The sequence below is a fragment of the Lentzea sp. HUAS TT2 genome (assembly GCF_051853195.1).
Taxonomy (GTDB): domain Bacteria; phylum Actinomycetota; class Actinomycetes; order Mycobacteriales; family Pseudonocardiaceae; genus Lentzea.
The window spans coordinates 8,149,355-8,165,745 of sequence record NZ_CP196667.1 but is presented as its reverse complement, the minus strand read 5'-3'; the positions used below and the strand labels follow the sequence as shown (position 1 = coordinate 8,165,745).

Annotated in this window: 18 protein-coding genes; 6 read left to right on the top strand and 12 right to left on the bottom strand. The window is 69.8% G+C overall.

All coding sequences use genetic code 11. The features are described from left to right. The first annotated feature begins 75 nt into the window (after window positions 1–75). Together ACSHWB_RS38910 and ACSHWB_RS38905 are read left to right on the top strand one after the other, a co-directional pair. Complete coding sequence (locus ACSHWB_RS38910; RefSeq protein ID WP_439664746.1) at window positions 76–1,257, top strand: glycosyltransferase; 1,182 nt, start codon at window positions 76–78, stop codon at window positions 1,255–1,257. Between the two features lie 4 nt (window positions 1,258–1,261). Further along, on the top strand, window positions 1,262–1,555 hold the full coding sequence (locus tag ACSHWB_RS38905; protein ID WP_439658313.1) for an STAS domain-containing protein: 294 nt from the start codon (window positions 1,262–1,264) through the stop codon (window positions 1,553–1,555). On the opposite strand, the gene ACSHWB_RS38900 is transcribed toward ACSHWB_RS38905, so the two are convergent. From ACSHWB_RS38900 to ACSHWB_RS38845, 12 genes are read right to left on the bottom strand one after another with little or no spacing between them, the layout of a single operon-like run. Next, on the bottom strand, window positions 1,530–2,483 hold the full coding sequence (locus tag ACSHWB_RS38900) for an AraC family transcriptional regulator (protein WP_439658312.1): 954 nt from the start codon (window positions 2,481–2,483) through the stop codon (window positions 1,530–1,532). The two genes, ACSHWB_RS38905 and ACSHWB_RS38900, sit on opposite strands and share 26 nt — an antisense overlap. Window positions 2,484–2,523: 40 nt before the next feature. After that, window positions 2,524–4,203, bottom strand: coding sequence for an FAD-dependent oxidoreductase (locus ACSHWB_RS38895; protein ID WP_439658311.1), 1,680 nt, complete (start codon window positions 4,201–4,203; stop codon window positions 2,524–2,526). Next, on the bottom strand, window positions 4,181–4,444 hold the full coding sequence (locus tag ACSHWB_RS38890; RefSeq protein ID WP_439658310.1) for a UBP-type zinc finger domain-containing protein: 264 nt from the start codon (window positions 4,442–4,444) through the stop codon (window positions 4,181–4,183). The genes ACSHWB_RS38895 and ACSHWB_RS38890 overlap by 23 nt, the downstream gene beginning before the upstream one ends. Next, window positions 4,441–4,866: a hypothetical protein gene (locus tag ACSHWB_RS38885; protein WP_401037761.1), complete on the bottom strand. Its 426-nt coding sequence runs from the start codon at window positions 4,864–4,866 to the stop codon at window positions 4,441–4,443. The genes ACSHWB_RS38890 and ACSHWB_RS38885 overlap by 4 nt, the downstream gene beginning before the upstream one ends. Continuing rightward, entirely contained in the window at window positions 4,863–5,303 is a 441-nt protein-coding gene (trxA, locus tag ACSHWB_RS38880) for a thioredoxin (RefSeq protein WP_439658309.1), read from the bottom strand. Before trxA ends, ACSHWB_RS38885 begins: the two co-directional genes overlap by 4 nt. Next, window positions 5,300–7,927 carry an ATP-dependent chaperone ClpB gene (clpB, locus tag ACSHWB_RS38875; protein ID WP_439658308.1) on the bottom strand — a complete coding sequence of 876 codons (2,628 nt, stop codon included), beginning with the start codon at window positions 7,925–7,927 and terminating at the stop codon, window positions 5,300–5,302. The genes trxA and clpB overlap by 4 nt, the downstream gene beginning before the upstream one ends. A 7-nt stretch (window positions 7,928–7,934) precedes the next feature. Then, window positions 7,935–8,228, bottom strand: coding sequence for a chaperone modulator CbpM (locus ACSHWB_RS38870; RefSeq protein ID WP_439658307.1), 294 nt, complete (start codon window positions 8,226–8,228; stop codon window positions 7,935–7,937). Beyond that, entirely contained in the window at window positions 8,228–9,109 is an 882-nt protein-coding gene (locus ACSHWB_RS38865) for a DnaJ C-terminal domain-containing protein (RefSeq protein WP_439658306.1), read from the bottom strand. Before ACSHWB_RS38865 ends, ACSHWB_RS38870 begins: the two co-directional genes overlap by 1 nt. A 6-nt stretch (window positions 9,110–9,115) precedes the next feature. Continuing rightward, entirely contained in the window at window positions 9,116–9,607 is a 492-nt protein-coding gene (locus ACSHWB_RS38860; RefSeq protein ID WP_439658305.1) for a nucleotide exchange factor GrpE, read from the bottom strand. 5 nt (window positions 9,608–9,612) lie between these two features. After that, on the bottom strand, window positions 9,613–11,490 hold the full coding sequence (gene dnaK, locus ACSHWB_RS38855) for a molecular chaperone DnaK (RefSeq protein WP_439658304.1): 1,878 nt from the start codon (window positions 11,488–11,490) through the stop codon (window positions 9,613–9,615). After that, entirely contained in the window at window positions 11,490–12,020 is a 531-nt protein-coding gene (locus ACSHWB_RS38850; protein ID WP_439658303.1) for a general stress protein, read from the bottom strand. The genes dnaK and ACSHWB_RS38850 overlap by 1 nt, the downstream gene beginning before the upstream one ends. 9 nt (window positions 12,021–12,029) lie before the next feature. Then, entirely contained in the window at window positions 12,030–12,437 is a 408-nt protein-coding gene (locus ACSHWB_RS38845) for an Hsp20/alpha crystallin family protein (protein ID WP_439658302.1), read from the bottom strand. Between the two features lie 166 nt (window positions 12,438–12,603). Here ACSHWB_RS38845 and ACSHWB_RS38840 point away from each other — a divergent pair, with 166 nt between their 5' ends. From ACSHWB_RS38840 to ACSHWB_RS38825, 4 genes are all read left to right on the top strand, one after another. Further along, window positions 12,604–14,304: a PucR family transcriptional regulator gene (locus tag ACSHWB_RS38840; protein ID WP_439658301.1), complete on the top strand. Its 1,701-nt coding sequence runs from the start codon at window positions 12,604–12,606 to the stop codon at window positions 14,302–14,304. Then, the gene (locus ACSHWB_RS38835) at window positions 14,301–14,843 is read left to right on the top strand and encodes an MEDS domain-containing protein (protein WP_439658300.1); all 543 of its coding nucleotides are present in this window, start codon (window positions 14,301–14,303) and stop codon (window positions 14,841–14,843) included. The genes ACSHWB_RS38840 and ACSHWB_RS38835 overlap by 4 nt, the downstream gene beginning before the upstream one ends. Window positions 14,844–14,907: 64 nt before the next feature. Further along, window positions 14,908–15,948, top strand: a complete 1,041-nt coding sequence (locus ACSHWB_RS38830; protein WP_439658299.1) for a hypothetical protein — start codon at window positions 14,908–14,910, stop codon at window positions 15,946–15,948. 106 nt (window positions 15,949–16,054) lie between these two features. Beyond that, window positions 16,055–16,345 carry an STAS domain-containing protein gene (locus ACSHWB_RS38825; RefSeq protein WP_439658298.1) on the top strand — a complete coding sequence of 97 codons (291 nt, stop codon included), beginning with the start codon at window positions 16,055–16,057 and terminating at the stop codon, window positions 16,343–16,345. Window positions 16,346–16,391: the final 46 nt, after the last annotated feature.

Sequence of the window (16,391 nt, the reverse complement as noted above, 5' to 3'; positions counted from 1 at the left end):
GCGCTGCCGCGACCGGTCCGTCGAAGATTTGCCTCCTGGATTCGACGCGAGGAGGCACACGTGGAGCACGACCGGTTGCGGATCGCGATGGTGTCGGCGGAAGAGCCCAGTACCGGACAGCGTGCGCACGTGGCGGGGCTGTCGGCGGCACTCGCCTGCCGCGGCCACGCTGTCACGGCCTACACCCGCCTGGAGAGCGCACTTTCGCCGGATCGCGAGCGCACGGAACTCGGTTACGACGTCGTGCGCCTGTCGGCCGGGCCTGTGGTGCCGATCGACGAGAACGAGATGATCTCCCAGCTCGGCCGGCTCGCCGAACTTCTCGGACGCGAGTGGCGCGACGCCCCGCCGGACGTCGTGCACGCGCACGGCTGGACATCGGGACTGGCCAGCGTGCTGGCCGAGCACCAGGGGATTCCCGTGGTGCAGACGTACTACGGACTCGGCGGTTCGGTCAGGAGGTCGCTGGCGGAACGAATCGTCGGCCGCGAGGTCACGCGGGTCGCCGCGATGTCGTCCAACGAGGTGCTCGCGCTCAATCGCACGGGTGTCGGCCGGAGCCGGATCTCCGTCGTTCCGACCGGTGTGGACGTGCAGACGTACACCCCGTGGGGACGAACGGCACAACGCGGCACGCGGAGTCGCATCGTGACGGTCGGGTCGCAGAGCGGTCTGGCGGACCTGGTCACGGTGCTGTCCCACGTGGAGGACGCCGAGTTGCTGATCATCGGCGGACCGGGGAAACGGCGGATCGGGCGGGACCCCGGAGTGCGGCGGTTGCGGGCGCTCGCCGCGGACGCCGGGGTGGCGGACCGGGTCGTGTTCTCCGGAGGCGTGTCACGGGAGCGGACGGTCGCATTGCTGCGTTCCGCGGACGTCGTGGTGTGCGCGCCGCGGTGTGAACCGGTCGGTCACGTCTCGCTCGAGGCGATGGCGTGTGGCGTGCCCGTCGTGGCGACCGCGGTGGGCGCGTTGGCGGACTCGGTGGTCGACGGGGTGACGGGTTTGCACGTTCCGCCTGGGAGACCGCGCCTTCTGGCGAAGGCGTTGTGCGGGCTGCTCGCCGATGGCGTCCGCCGCCAGGAGCTCGGTGCCGCGGGTCGCGATCGGGCGTGCGCGCGGTACTCGTGGGACCGGATCGCGACCGACATGCTGCAGGCGTACGAACGGGCGGGCGTGCGGGGGGCCGGGCTCCGAAAACGGACGAACACGAGTCGCCAGGCGGATGGTGCCGCACTGGTCAGGACAGTTGACTGAGCATGTGGATCTTGAATTTCGCGCGGGCGGGCCGGGCGTGGTGATCGCCGAGGTGCGCGGCGTCCTCGACGGGCACGCGGCCCGGCGGTTCGAGGACGCCGTGCTGACCGGCCTCATCGGACTGGACAGACCCCTGGTGCTGATGGTGGTCGATCTGCGCGCGGTGCCCGACATCGACGCGTGTGGGGTCGCCGCCCTCGTACGGGTCACCCGGCTGGCGAGCTCACGCGACGTCGACGTGTTCGTCACGGGCGGGAGCGGCCTGCTGGGGTTCACCGGTGTCTGCGGCTTCTTCTGAGCGTCTCGGACGGCGACTCCCCGAAACGGCGGCGGTACGTTCCCGCGAACCGTCCCAGGTGGACTAACCCCCAGGAAGCGGCGGCGTCGGTGACGGTCAGGCCCGGCGCCGCCGCTGTGAGGTCGCGGTGCACCCGACCCAGCCGCACGTCGCGCAGGTACGTCGTCGGCGACACCCCGGTGTGGAGTCTGAACCCGGCCTGCAGCGCCCGCGCCGAGATCGCGACCGCCGCGGCCAGACTGGTCGTGGTCCACGCCTCGTGCGGCCGTTCCTCCAGCAGTTCCACGGCCTCGCGCACCGGACCGCGCGGGATGTGGCGTGCTCTCTCCAGCTCCGCACGGTGATCGTGCCGCAGGGTGAGCAGCAGGCCGTCCAGCACGAGTTGCTCCAGCGTGCCGGCCGCGAGGGGGTGGCGGCGCAGCAGGGCCGGCCCCTCGAACTCCCGCAGGAACGGGGCGAGCACGTCCAGCACGCCCTGCTGCGGTGCGGGCGCGAACCCGATCCGGCCCACCGGACGCCCGAGCATGGCCGCGAGCCGTTGTTCCAGCGTCACCCGTTCCACCATGAGGCACAGCTGCGCGCAGTCGGCGCTCCACGTGATCGACGCCGGTTCGTCCGGCAGGTATGCGACCGTCTCGGCGGGTCCGGCGTCCACCGACACGCGTCCGAACGACGACCGAGCACGGCCCTGCACCGGCATGTTGAAGTGGTACGCGAACGCGTTCGTCGTGCGCATGTCGACCTCTTGGCCGTACGCGAGGTAGCCGGCCGTGAGGGAACCGAGCCGGACCGCGTTCAGCCGCATGTCGAGCGGCTTCTCCCCGCCCGTGGGAGCGATCTGGTGCGGCAGGAACACGCGGGTGACCGAGTCCTCCGCCTCATCGATCCGGGTCGCGCGGCTCACCGGATGGTTGAGTAGTCTCTCCACGCGTCACAGCATGCCAAACGGCTGGTTGCGCCCGTCTGCCTCATCTGCTTGCGCCGAACGAGAGGTGGTCGTGGACGAGCCGGACCACCATCGCGCCCTCGCCGACCGCGGAGCCGACCCGTTTGATCGACCCGCTGCGCACGTCGCCGATCGCGAACACGCCCGGCCGGTTCGTCTCCAGCGGGAACGGCCTTCTGCCTTTGTGCCACCAGGAGTCATCGGTGGCGACGTGTTCACCGGTCAGGACGAAACCGTCGTCGTCCAGCGCGATCAACGACGAGAGCCAGGTCGTGCACGGCTTCGCGCCGATGAACACGAACAGCGCCCGCACCTGCAGGGCGCGCCGGTCGTGGTTGCGGTTGTCCTCCACGACGACGCCGTCGAGCTTGTCGCCGCCCAGCAGCTCCACGACCTCGTGGTGCAGCAGCACCTCGATCCGGGGATGGCTCGTCACGCGGTCGACCAGGTAACGGGACATGTCCTTGTTCAGGTCGCCGCCGCGCACCACCAGGTGGACCTGGGGGACCCGGTCCGCGAGGAACACGGCCGCCTGGCCTGCCGAGTTGCCCCCGCCCACGATCGCGACCGGGTTCGCCCGGCACGCGCGTGCTTCGTGGATCGTGGCGGCGTAGTACACGTCGGTCGACTCGAAGTCGGCGAGCCGGGGCAGGTCGAGCCTGCGGTAGCGCGCGCCGGTCGCGATCACCAGCGATCGCGTCCTGACCTGGGACGAGTCGTCGAAGCCCACCACGTAGTGACCGTCGTGCGCGGAGAACGAGACCGCCTCCGCGGACACGTTCACGGGCACGCCGAACTTCCCGGCCTGCAGGACGGCGCGTTCGGTGAGGTCCGGGCCGGAGATGCCGGTGGGGAAACCCAGGTAGTTCTCGATCCGCGACGTCGTCCCGGCCTGCCCGCCTGCGGCGACCGAGTCGACGGCCACCACGCCGAGCCCGTCCGCCGCGCCGTACACGACGGCCGCGAGGCCACCGGGGCCCGCGCCGACCACGAGCAGGTCGGTGAGGTCACTTGGCGGGGACGACGCGTGCAGACCCAGCGCCTGGGCCAGTTCCCGGTTGCCGGGGTTGCGCAGCGTCCCGCCTCCGGGCACCACGACCACGGGGGTCTGGTGGACGGTCACGCCGAACCTGCGCAGCAGTTCCTCGGCGTCGCTGTCGTTGTCGATGTCGACCAGCCGGTGCGGGATCCGGTTGCGCGCGGCGAACTCCAGCAGCCGCTTGGTGTCCGGCGAGAAGCACGAGCCGATGATCTGCAGGCCACTGCCCCTGCCGATGAGCACCGCCCGGCGCATCAGGTACGCGCGCAGGACCAGGCCTCCCAGCACGGGGTCGTTGCGCACCAGCTCGGTCAGCTCGGCCGCGGTCAGCTGGACCACCTCGCCGGGCTGTGCGACGACGGCCGTCACGAACGACGGTTGCCCTTCCAGCAGACCGAGTTCGCCGAGGAACCGGCCTGGTCCGTGCACCCGCACGACCTCGCCGTTCTCGAGCACCTGCACGACACCGCTGACGATCACGAAGAAGTCGTGGTCGCGGTCGCCCTCGGCGTACAGCACTTCCCCTTCTCGTGTCGGGCGCCTTGTGCCGTGCAGCGCGATCTGGTCGATCTGGTCGCCGTCGAGGCGGGGGAAGGCGCCGTGCTCGTCCGGTGTCTCCTGCGGCCCGGACGAACGCTGCTCAGACGAAAGCCTGGTGGACATAACACCACCGCCAGTTCTCGCCGGGTTCATAAGAACGCACGATCGGATGGCCGATGCCGAAAGCGTGCCTGCGCGCGTGTTTCATCGGCGAGGAGTCGCAGCAGCCGACGTGTCCACACGTGAGGCACAGTCGCAGGTGAACCCACTGGGTGCCCGAGATGAGGCACTCACGGCAACCCTGCGGGGTCTGCGGCACGACCTCGCGCACGAGCGCGAGGTGTTCGTCCACGATCGTGGTCATCGGTCCTCCCGTGTCACGTCGTCGAGCACCAGCGACAGGCCGACCCCCAGCAACCACACGTCCTTCGCCAGCGAGATGCCCTGTTCGGTCGGTCGCAGGCTGCCTTTCTGTCGCATCCCGGGTGTCTTCAGGTAGAGCCCGAGCAACCCGCCGGCGAACCCGGTGAGCGCGGCACCGGCGACGACCGCGGGCACCAGCGGCACCAGCAGCGCCACGCCGGTCATGATCTCCCCGGCCGCGAGCAGCGTCGTGAACCGCTGGGCGTCGAGCTTGCCCAGCACCGGGTACGTGGTCGCCGCGAAGCCCTGCAGGGACTCCGCGGTCTCCTGGTCGGCGTGCAACTTGCCGAGTCCCGAGTTGAGCACGTACGCACCGGTGGTGACGCGCACGGGAAGCTGGCGCAGCAGGTAACGGCTGATCATGTCTTCACCTCCGGGACGAGAGCCTTGTCGAGCCAGGCGCGCAGCTGGGGCGCGGGCACCGCGCCGGGTTGCCGGGCGATCACCTCACCGGCGCGCAGGATCATCAGCGTGGGTATCGAACGCACTTCGAACCGTTCTGACAGACGGGGTGCGCGGTCGACGTCCACCCGCACGAGCTTGATGTCGCCGGCCCGTTCGTGTGCGAGCTGGTCGAGCACGGGGCTGACCATCCTGCACGGCCCGCACCACGTCGCCCACATGTCGACCAGCACGGGAACCTCCGCCTGCTCGGCCACCTCGGCGAAGTCGTCGTCGAGCGCGTCGACGATCCACGGCAGCGGTCGGCCGCAGTTGCCGCACTTCGGCTTGCCCTGCGCGACAACGGGTATGCGGTTGGTCTTGCCGCAGTTCGGGCAGGCGATGTCCGTCGTCCTCATGCGACCGCCCTGCTCTCACCGGACGTGACGACGGACAGCTCGTCGTCCACCACGTCCACCAGGATCGTCGTGTTCTCCGCCAGGTCACCCGCGATCAGTGCGCGTGCGACGCGCGTCTCGACCTCGTGCGCGATGTAGCGGCGCAGCGGCCGTGCTCCGTAGACGGGGTCGAAGCCGCGCAGGGCGATGAACTCGCGGGCCGGTTCGGTGAGCTCGACGTCGATCCGGCGTTCCGCGAGGCGGGCGCGCAGCTCGGCGAACTGCAGGTCCACGATGCGTTCGATCTGTTCCAGCCGCAGTGGCGTGAACAGGACGATGTCGTCGACGCGGTTGAGGAACTCGGGCCGGAAGTGGTCGCGCAAGGACGCCAGCACGGCCCCGCGTGCGTCCGGTTTGATCTCCCCGTCGGCGGTGACGCCGTCCAGGAGGTGCTCCGAGCCGATGTTGGACGTCATGATGATGACGGTGTTGCGGAAGTCGACCGTGCGGCCCTGCGCGTCGGTGATCCGGCCGTCGTCGAGCACCTGCAGGAACGTGTTGAACACGTCCGGGTGCGCCTTCTCCATCTCGTCGAGCAGCACGACCGAGTAGGGCTTGCGCCGCACCGCTTCCGTGAGCTGGCCGCCCTCGTCGTAGCCGACATATCCGGGAGGCGCGCCGACGAGCCGCGAGACCGTGTGCTTTTCCTGGTACTCGCTCATGTCGAGGCGCACCATGTTGTCCTCGCTGTCGAACAGCGCCGCCGCCAGCGTCTTCGCCAGCTCGGTCTTGCCGACCCCGGTGGGGCCCAGGAAGATGAACGACCCGATCGGCTTGCGCGGGTCCTTCACCCCCGCCCGCGCACGGATGATCGCGTCGGCGACCAGCCGCACCGCGTCCTCCTGGCCGATCACCCGTTCGTGCAGGATCTGGTCCAGCTTCAGCAGCTTCTCCCGCTCGCCCTCCTGGAGCCTCGACACCGGGATGCCGGTCCACGCCGCGACGATCTCGGCGATCTCGTCCTCGGTCACCACTTCCTTGAGCAGCCTGTGCGAGCCCTGTTTGCCGGCGAGCCGGTCCTCCTCGGCCGCGAGCTGGGTCGCCAGTTCGGTGAGCGTGCCGTAGCGCAGTTCCGCGGCCCGGTTCAGGTCGTAGGCGCGTTCGGCCTCCTCGGCTTCGCGGCGCACGCGTTCCAGTTCGCCGCGCAGGTCCTGCACGCGCCGGATGGCCTGCCGCTCCGCCTCCCACTGCGCGGTCATGGCGTCGAGCTCGGCGCGCAGGTCGGCGAGCTCCTTGCGCAGCGCGGCCAGTCGTTGCTCACTGGCCTGGTCGGTTTCCTTGGCCAGCGCGGCTTCCTCGATCTCCAGCCGGGTCACGCGCCGCGACGTCTCGTCCAGTTCGGCCGGCATCGAGTCGATCTCGGTGCGCAGCCGTGCGCACGCCTCGTCCACCAGGTCGATCGCCTTGTCCGGCAGGAACCTGTCGGTGATGTAGCGCCGGGACAGCACCACGGCGGACACGAGCGCGGCGTCCTGGATCTTGACGCCGTGGAAGACCTCGAGACGTTCCCGCAGGCCGCGCAGGATCGAGATCGCGTCCTCCGGCGACGGCTCGGCCACGACGACGGTCTGAAACCGCCGTTCCAGCGCGGCGTCGGACTCGATGTGCTTGCGGTACTCGTCGAGCGTGGTGGCGCCGATCATGTGCAGCTCACCGCGCGCGAGCATCGGTTTGAGCATGTTGCCGGCGTCCATCGACCCCTCGGCGGCGCCCGCGCCCACGACGGTGTGCAGCTCGTCGACGAACAGCAGGATCCGTCCGTCGGCGGCCTTGACCTCGGCGAGCACGGCCTTGAGCCGTTCCTCGAACTCGCCGCGGTACTTGGCGCCGGCCACCAGGGAGCCCATGTCGAGGGAGAAGACCGTCTTGTCCCGCAGGCCTTCCGGCACGTCGCCGCGCACGATCCGCTGGGCGAGCCCTTCGACGATCGCGGTCTTGCCGACGCCGGGCTCGCCGATCAGCACCGGGTTGTTCTTCGTCTTGCGGGAGAGGATCTGGACCACCCGGCGGATCTCCGCGTCCCGGCCGATCACCGGGTCGAAGTCGCCGGTCCGGGCGTCGCTCACGAGGTCGCGGCCGTACTTCTCCAGGGCCTCGTAGGTCCCCTCCGGCGTGGCACTGCGCACGCGCTGGTTGCCGCGGATTCGGGCCAGACCCTCCAGGAACCGGTCCCGGGTGATGCCGTACCGCGCCAGGATCTGGCCGGCTTTGGTGCTCTCGCCCTCCTCGGCCAGTGCGAGCAGCAGGTGCTCGACGCTGACGTACTCGTCCTTGAGCCGCTTGGCTTCCCGTTCCGCGGCGTCGAGAACGCCCATCAGCCGGCGGGTGACGCTGACCTGTCCTGGTTGGACACCCGGTCCGGTCACCTTCGGGCGTCGGGAGAGCGCGGTCCGCACGTCCTCCGTCAGCGTCGCCACGTTCACGTCCGCCTGGGTGAGCAGACGCGCCACCAGGCCCTCGGGCTGTTCGACCAGGGCCATCAGGAGGTGTTCGCCGTCGGTCTCGGTGTGCCCGAGCCGCTGGGCGACCTCCTGGGCGGATTGCAGCGCCTCCTGCGACTTCTGCGTCAGCCGGTTCGGGTCCACAGCCGGTTCACCTCCATGATGTCTCACTCCCGTGCACTTGGGCTTCGAGGACTCGGATCCGGTCGAGCAGGTCCAGCACGAGCCCGATCGCGTTGTAGTTGAGCGAGAGCCCGCCGCGCAGCCGCTGGATCCGTGCGATGCGGGCGGCGGTGTCCGGTGGGAACCACAGCCGTCCGCCGTCGTCCACCGCGCACTCGATCAGCCCGAGCGCGGCGAACCGGCGCACCAGGTCAGGGTGAAGTCCTGTGTGGACGGACACGCGGTCGGCGCTCAGCCTCGCCGGTTTCGTCAGGACGTACATCACGAGCCTCTCGGATCGAAGTCGGAGACCGCGGCGAGTTCCTCGAAGAGCTCCCGTTCCCGCCTGCCGAGCTTTTTCGGGACCACGACCTTCACGACCGCGTAGAGGTCACCGGCTTTGCCGCGCGGATTCGGCATGCCCTCACCGCGCAGCCGCAGCCGTCGTCCGCTCGACGAGCCGGCCACCACGCGGACCTTCGCCTCGCCGCCCGGTGTCGTGATCGGCACGGTGGCGCCGAGGGCCGCCTCCCACGGCGCGACCGGCAGGTCCACGACGACGTCACGGCCTTCCAGCCGGTACCGGGGGTGCGGTGCGATCCGGACCACCAGGAACAGGTCCCCGGACGTGCCTCCGCCGGAACCCTGCCCGCCCTGGCCGGACAGCCGGATGCGCTGGCCGTCCACCACACCGGGCGGGATCGTGACGTCCAGGTCGCGGCCGCCGATCGTGAGCCTGCGCTGGCCGCCGCGGTAGGCGTCCTCGACCGAGAGCGTCAGCTCGGCCTCCTGGTCTGCGCCCGGAACCGGACCACCGCGCCCGCTTCGGCGGAAGACCCCGCTGAACAGGTCCTCGAAGTCGAAGTCCTCGAACCCGCCGTGACCCGGTCCGCTCGTGTAGACCGTGCGTCCCCGAGGAGCGCGTTCGCCGTAGTCCTCCGGGACGCGGCGGAAGTCCTCGCCGAACCGGTCGTACCGCTTGCGCTGCGCCGGGTCCGAGAGGACCTCGTAGGCCTCGCTGACCTCCTTGAACCGGTCCTCGGCACCGGGGTCGCGGTTGACGTCCGGGTGGTACTGCCGCGCGAGCTTGCGGTACGCCCGCCCGATCTCGTCGTCGCCCGCGCCGCGGGGCACGCCGAGCACGTCGTAGAAGTCCGTGGCCACGCCGGCTCACTCCCGCCGGCGCGACACCGCGACCGCGGCGGGACGAAGATCGCCGTAACCCGGCCGCAGCACGCGTACGACTGTGTTCGCAGGCGCGTCCGGGTCGTCCTGCACCGTCACGACCTCGTGCACGGCCGGGTCGAACGGCACGCCGGTGGCGTCGTGACGCGGGTAGCCGAGCCGGGCGAGCGCCTCGACGGCCTGGTCGAGGGTCGCCCGCACGCCTTCGGCGAACGCGTCGTCGGAGGCGTGCCCGAGCGCGAGTTCCAGGTTGTCGAGCACCGGCAGCCACGCCGAAGCCACCCGCCCGCGTTCGGCGGTGCGTGTGCGGTCGAGCTCCCGGTCGTGCCGCTTGCGCACGTTCTCCAGTTCCGCCATGGCACGCAGCCAGCGGTCTTCCAGCTCGGCGGTGTCCCGTTCCGGGGCCGGCGCCTGAGGAGGGGCGGCGTCGGCCCCGGAACCAGCCGCTGAGTTCGCGGCGTTCCCCTGGGTGGTCATCGTGGTCAGACCCGGTCGAAGTCGGCGTCGATGACGTCGTCGTCCGAAGCCGTCGCCGAGTTCGTGCCGGAAGACGGTGGTGGCGCGGACGAGCGCGCCGCCATCAGGCCGTTCAGCACCTGGGTTAGCTCGTCGGTCAGCTCCCGCACGCGCTCCAGCGGAGCCTCGTTCTGCAACGCCTCGCGCGTCTCGGAGACCAGCATCTCGGCGCGGGCCTTCTCGTGCGCGGGCGCGTTGTCGCCGAGGTCCGAGAGGGTCTTCTCGACCTGGTAGGCGATCGAGTCGAGCGTGTTGCGGGCGTCCACGGCCTCGCGCAGTCTCCGGTCCTCCGCCTGGTTCGCCTCGGCGTCGGTCACCATCCGCTCGATGTCGGACGTGTCCAGGTTCGAGCTCTCGCTGATGGTGATGCCCTGCTCCGCGCCCGTGTCCTTGTCCCGGGCGGTCACGTTGAGGATGCCGTTGGCGTCGATGTCGAAGATGACCTCGACCTGCGGCTCACCGCGCGGCGCGGGCCTGATCCCGGTGAGCTGGAACCGGCCGAGCACGCGGTTGTCGGCCGCGCGTTCGCGTTCGCCCTGCAGCACCACGACGTCCACGGCGGGCTGGTTGTCCTCGGCGGTGGAGAACACCTCGGAGCGGCGGGCCGGGATCGTCGTGTTCCGCTCGATGATCCTGGTCATCACGCCGCCGCGGGTCTCGACGCCCAGCGACAGGGGAGTCACGTCGAGCAGCAGCACGTCCTTGACCTCGCCCTTGAGCACCCCGGCCTGGACCGCGGCACCGAGTGCCACGACCTCGTCCGGGTTGACGCTCATGTTCGGGTCCTTGCCGCCGGTCAGCCGGCGGACGAGCTTCTGCACGGCGGGGATCCTGGTCGACCCGCCGACGAGGACGACCTCGTCGATGTCGTTCGCGGACACCTTGCCGTCGGCCATCGCCTGCTCGACCGGGGCGAGGCAGCGCTCCACCAGGTCGGCGGTGATCTGTTCGAACGTCGACCGCGTCACGGTCTCGGTCAGGTGCTTGGGTCCGGTGGAGTCGGCGGTGACGAACGGCAGGCTCACCTGGGTCTGGGCGACCGAGCTGAGCTCGACCTTGGCCTTCTCCGCCGCCTCGTAGAGCCGTTGCAGCGCCTGGGCGTCGTTGCGCAGGTCGATTCCGGTGTCGTTCTTGAACTTGTCCGCCAGGTGGTCGACGAGCCTGCGGTCGAAGTCGTCGCCGCCGAGGTGGGTGTCACCGGAGGTGGAGCGCACCTCGACCACACCGTCGCCGACGTCGAGCAGGGACACGTCGAACGTGCCGCCGCCCAGGTCGAACACGAGCACCGTCTCGTGTCCCTTCCTGTCCAACCCGTACGCCAGCGCGGCGGCCGTCGGCTCGTTCACGATCCGCAGGACCTCGAGCCCCGCGATCCTGCCGGCGTCCTTGGTCGCCTGGCGCTGCGAGTCGTTGAAGTACGCGGGCACGGTGATCACCGCCTCGCGCACCTTCTCCCCGAGGTACTTGCCCGCGTCGTCGACCAGCTTGCGCAACACCTGCGCGCTGATCTCCTCGGGCGCGTAGAGCTTGTCGCGGACCTTGAAGCGCACCGCGTCGTTCGGTCCGGCGACGACGTCGAACGTGACCGTCTTCGCCTCCTCGTCGACCTCCTCGAAGCGCCGGCCGATGAAGCGCTTGGCCGAGTAGATCGTGCCTTGGGGGTTCAGCACGGACTGGCGCTTCGCCAGCTGGCCCACCAGCCGTTCGCCGCTCTCGGTGAACGCCACGACGGACGGCGTGGTCCTGGCCCCCTCGGCGTTCGCGATCACTACCGGTTGGCCGCCCTCCACGACCGCGATCGCGGAGTTCGTCGTGCCCAGGTCGATCCCCACTGCCGTGGCCACTACGAAGCACCCCCGGCGGGGGTCAAGCTGGAGAGCAGCCGCTGTGCCTCGTCCGCCACTTCCTCGTCCACGACGAGGTCGTACCGGCTCGGCACCATCATGGTCACGGAGCTGAAGTCGCGCCTGCCGCGCTGCAGCGCGTAGAAGACCGCGCCCATGACAGCGCCGATGAGCGCGCCGAACACCAGGCCGTACAGGGCGAGCGTGAACGCGGCGACCAGCGGGTTGATGAGGTCGAACAGTCCGAAGATCCAGCCGAAGAACAGGCCGGGGACCGCGCCGGAGGTGGCACCGTTCAGCAGGGCGCGGCCCCAGTTCATCCGGCCGATGACCTGCTCGACCATGCGGACGTCGCCGCCGATGATCGCGGTCCGGCCGACCGGGAACTTGTTGTCCGACAAGTAATCGACGGCGCGCTCGGCGTCGCGGTAGTTGGTGAACGACGCGATCTTGCGCCGCTGCGACGCGCTCTGGGCGAGAGCACCGCTTGTGTCAACGCTGGTGTGCGCGCCGTTGTGACGAGTGGTCATGGCTACCCCTCAGGCGTCGATGGTCGTCTGCTCGGAGACCTCGATCTTGCGAGGCTTGCTCGACTCGGCGATCGGGATCGTCAGCACGAGCACGCCGCGGTCGAACTCGGCGGTCAGCTCACCGGCGGCGAGCATGTCGCCGAGGAAGAACTGACGGCTGAACTCCCCGTGCGGCCGTTCGTCGATCAGCACCTCGTCGTTCTCGTGCCGCAACGGGTCGCGCCTGGCCTTGACCATGACCACGTTGCGTTCCACGGTCACGTCGACGTCTTTCCTGTCCACACCTGGCAAATCGAGCGCCACGATGCATCGGTCACCGCGGCGGAACGCCTCCATCGGCAGTGCACGTGGCGTGCGGACTGCCTGCTCGGAGAGCCGGTCGAGTTCACGGAACGGGTCGAAACGCATCAATGTCATCTGGGCTCATGCCCTTCTGGATCTGGTGTTCCGGGGACGTGCATCGGTTCCACCCTGGCGAAGGGCATCCGTGTGGCGCGTCGCCCTGTGAGGGCGAAACGCGTCCTGCGCACTGGACACAGCAGCACTAGGCTGGGCGGCAGACGAGCGACTGCGCGGGGGAGGCATGGCTGCGGGAACAGGAGAACTGGATGGTTGGGCTCGCGCCCAACTGTCCACTCTCTACGCCCTGTTCGTCCTGTCGATGAAGATGTTCAGCGGCAGGGATCCTCGGGAGATCCTTGCCCTCGCGGCGACTTCGGTGCCGTCACTGGGGCCGTGCACGGTCGTGGCGACCTACCTCATGACCAACGGCAGCCTCGAGCGGCAACCCGCGGGACTGGCCGCCGATCCGGAACCCAGACCGTTCGTGTCCGAACTCGACGCCCCTGGTTCCGGCGTGGTGCTCGCCGACGGCACATGGCGCTGGGCGTTCCCGTTGAGAGGGACGAGCGGTCTGGCCGGCTGCCTGGTCGTGGTGGCGCGGTCGGAACCGACGGTCGACGAGATGTTCCTGCTCAAGGTGCTCGGACAGCAGACCACCGCCGCGCTCGCGAACGCGACCCTGCACCTCGACGAGGACGCGTACACCGATGGGCTGCGCCGGTCCAATGACGAACGGTCCGAGGTGAACGCGCGGCTGACCGCGACGGTGAACAAGTTGCGCCAACAACAACGAGTGCACGAGGTGCTGACTCGGGTGACTGCCAGCGGCGCCGGCGAACAGGGAATCGCCGACGCGCTCAACGAGCTCACCACATTGCCCGTGGCCATCGAGGACCAGTTCGGGAACCTGCGCGCGTGGGCGGGGCCGGGCCGTCCCGACCCCTATCCGAAACTGCACGCGCGGCGCAGGGAGGACCTGCTTCGCCGTGCCGCCCGCCTGACCTCCCCGCTGCGCGAACGGGACCGGCTGATCTCGCTCGTCAAGCCGCACCACGAGGTGCTGGGCGTGGTCGTCCTGATCGATCCGGCGAAGACCTCGCGGGAGTACGAGATCTTCACGCTGGAGTACGGCACGGTCGTGCTCGCGTCGGAGCTCGCCCACCAGCGCAGCCTCGCCGAGGTGGAGCTGCGGCTGCACCGCGAACTCGTGGACGACCTGGTGACCGGCACGGACAACGACAGCGCCTACGCACGCGCTGGCGCACTGGGTCACGACCTGCGCGGTGCGCACCACGTCATGATGGTGCAGTGGAGCGGAACCCAAACTGACGGAACGCTGTCGCACGCGTTGTCCCACGCGATCACCGAGCTCGGGTGGAAGGCGTTGTGCTCACGGCGTTCCGGCGTCGGCGTTGTGATCGTGCGCGGTCATCCGGACGGTGAGGCGCTGTTCCGGTTACTGACACAGGAGCTGGGCGACGGCACGGGCGTGGTCGCCATCGGTCGCGCCTGCGCCGCGCCGGACGGACTGCCGCAGTCGTTCAAGGAGGCCTCGCGCGCGTTGCGCATCCGGCGGTCGTCGCGCCGTCCCAGCGGTGTGGCGTCGTTCGAGCAGCTCGGCCTCTACCGGATCCTCGACACGGGGGAGAGTCGTACGGAGATCACGTCGTTCGTGTGGGAGTGGCTGGGCGGTCTGATCGACTACGACACCAAGCGGGACGCGGACATGGTCCGCACGCTGTCGCAGTTCCTGGAGTGCGGCGGCAACTACGACCGGACCGCGACCGCGCTGATGATCCACCGCAGCACGCTGCGGTACCGGCTGGGCAGGATGAAGGAGATCACCGGGTTCGACCTCGGTGACGTGGAGACCCGGCTGAACGTCCACGTCGCGACCCGTGCGTGGCAGGTCCTGCAGGGGCGACCGCTGGAGGGCCGGTGACGAACGCGGTGTTCGACGGCGGGATGCTCCAGGTGCACTCACACCTGTGCGTGTTCCACCACGGCCGCGCGGAACGGGACGACCTGCTGATCCCGTTCCTGTCCGACGGACTTCGCCGCGGCGAGGCGTGCCAGTACATCGGCGTCGCGGAGGAGACGGACGACGTGGAACAGCGACTCGGGGGTCGGCAACCGCGACTGCTGGTGCAGGAACCGGAAGTCCGGTACCAGCGCGACGACGTGCTGGACGGCGACGAGATGCTGGCCGAGCTCGACGAGTGGGCGCAGCGGGAGGGAACACCGTGCCGGGTCGCGGGCGACATGCGCTGGGTGGGGACGTCGCCGCGCAGTCCGGAACAGCTCGACGCGCTCTTCCGGTACGAGGTGAACGCGGGCCTGTGGGCGAACAGGCACCCGGTGTACGCGTTGTGCTTCTACGACCTCGACGTGTTCGACGCTGACGTGATCGTCCCGATGGTGAAGGCCCATCCGCAGATCTGGATGACCGGCGTGCTCCTCGACAACCCGTACCACCAGTAGCCCCGCGGTCCGGTTCCGGGCGGATTCCCGACTATCCGGGCTCTCACGGGGTACTCGCCGGCGCATGCAGGAAACCGTAGTGCTCGGCCTGCTCGCTGATCCCGGGCTGGCCACCGACATCGTGGAAGACCTCGCCGAGGAACTGCCGCGGCGGCTGAGCCGGGACGTGGACGCTGACGTGAACTGGCGCGTGGTGCCCGTGCGCGACCAGTTCGCCGCCGACGAGCACGGCACCGTGCGGCACGTCGTGCAAGCGGTGCGAGATCAGGTCGTGGAGGAGCGTTGCGACCTGTGGGTGTGCCTGACGGACCTGCCGCGCAGGGACGGCACAGACCCGGTGGTGGCCGACGCGAGCGCCGACGACGGGCTGGCCGTGGCCTCGCTTCCGGCGCTGGGTGGCTGGGGTCTGCGCCGCAAGACCGGTGACGTGGTCAGCGCCCTCGTGGCCGAGCTGCGGGATCGTCAGGTCCCGATGGAACGGCTCGCCCAGCGGGTCGACTCGCCCAGCGACGACATCGGCGTGCGGTTCGTGGCCCCGGGTTTTCGCGGCCGGCTTCGGCTGTTCACGGGCATGGTCAGGGCGAACCGGCCGTGGCGGCTCGCGATGGGACTGTCCAGCGTGCTCGTCGCGGCGCTGGGCACGGGCGCGTACACGTTGATCAGCTCGACCATGTGGATGCTGGGCACCCACTCGAGCGTGGTCAGGCTGGTGGCGGCGACGCTGTTGTCGATCGCGGCGATGGTGGTGTGGCTGATCGTCACCCACGAGTTGTGGGAGCGCCCGTCCGACGCGGTCGGGCGGGAAAGGGCGCGGCTGTACAACCTGACCACAGTGGTCACCCTGGCGCTGGGGATCTCCACGCTGTACCTGGCGTTGTTCGTGGTGGTGCTCGCGTCGGCCGTGCTCGTGCTCGAACCTTCTGTGCTGGCACAGGAGATCGGCCATCCGCCGGCCGTGCGCGACTACCTCGGCATGGCGTGGCTCGCCGCGTCGGTCGCGACCGTGGCCGGTGCGCTCGGTGCGCGGCTGGAGAGCGACGAGGCGGTGCGCAACGCCGCGTACGGCTACCGCCAGCAGGAGCGCCGCGAGAAGCTCCAGGCGTGACCCGGCAGGTCCATGGCCTGCACGGGATTTCCGCCTCGTGGACCGAAGCGTCGCACGCGTGTGATGCGGCAGCGTGCTCACTTCCAAGATCTGCCGGAGGTGAGCGATGGTGGTTCCCGTCGCGAGTGCGACCAGAGTCCGCGTGATCCGTCTGAGCGGGGAGATCGATGCGTCCACTGTGGACCTTCTGGTCCTCGCGATCGAGCCGCATCTGGACCTGACACAGGGGACGATCATCGTGGACCTGTGCGAAGTCACGTTCCTCGGCACCGCGGGCCTGAGAGCGCTCGTGCGGGCCGAGCGACACGCGAGCCGGATGGGGTCGAAACTCTGTCTGGTCAGCGGGAACACCGCGGTGAAGCGGTCCCTGGCGGTGCTGGACATGCTGCGCGAGTGACGCCGGGTCCGGCCACCGAGACTGGCTCGCCCCGGTGGCCGGACCC

Bases quoted from the DNA above. Each gene is read 5' to 3' on its own strand.
- ACSHWB_RS38845 (WP_439658302.1), bottom strand. From the start codon at position 12,437: ATGACATTGATGCGTTTCGACCCGTTCCGTGAACTCGACCGGCTCTCC.
- ACSHWB_RS38870 (WP_439658307.1), bottom strand. From the start codon at position 8,228: ATGTACGTCCTGACGAAACCGGCGAGGCTGAGCGCCGACCGCGTGTCC.
- ACSHWB_RS38885 (WP_401037761.1), bottom strand. From the start codon at position 4,866: ATGATCAGCCGTTACCTGCTGCGCCAGCTTCCCGTGCGCGTCACCACC.
- ACSHWB_RS38895 (WP_439658311.1), bottom strand. From the start codon at position 4,203: ATGTCCACCAGGCTTTCGTCTGAGCAGCGTTCGTCCGGGCCGCAGGAG.
- trxA (WP_439658309.1), bottom strand. From the start codon at position 5,303: ATGAGGACGACGGACATCGCCTGCCCGAACTGCGGCAAGACCAACCGC.
- ACSHWB_RS38860 (WP_439658305.1), bottom strand. From the start codon at position 9,607: ATGACCACCCAGGGGAACGCCGCGAACTCAGCGGCTGGTTCCGGGGCC.
- ACSHWB_RS38850 (WP_439658303.1), bottom strand. From the start codon at position 12,020: ATGACCACTCGTCACAACGGCGCGCACACCAGCGTTGACACAAGCGGT.
- ACSHWB_RS38840 (WP_439658301.1), top strand. From the start codon at position 12,604: ATGGCTGCGGGAACAGGAGAACTGGATGGTTGGGCTCGCGCCCAACTG.
- ACSHWB_RS38830 (WP_439658299.1), top strand. From the start codon at position 14,908: ATGCAGGAAACCGTAGTGCTCGGCCTGCTCGCTGATCCCGGGCTGGCC.
- ACSHWB_RS38890 (WP_439658310.1), bottom strand. From the start codon at position 4,444: ATGACCACGATCGTGGACGAACACCTCGCGCTCGTGCGCGAGGTCGTG.
- ACSHWB_RS38825 (WP_439658298.1), top strand. From the start codon at position 16,055: ATGGTGGTTCCCGTCGCGAGTGCGACCAGAGTCCGCGTGATCCGTCTG.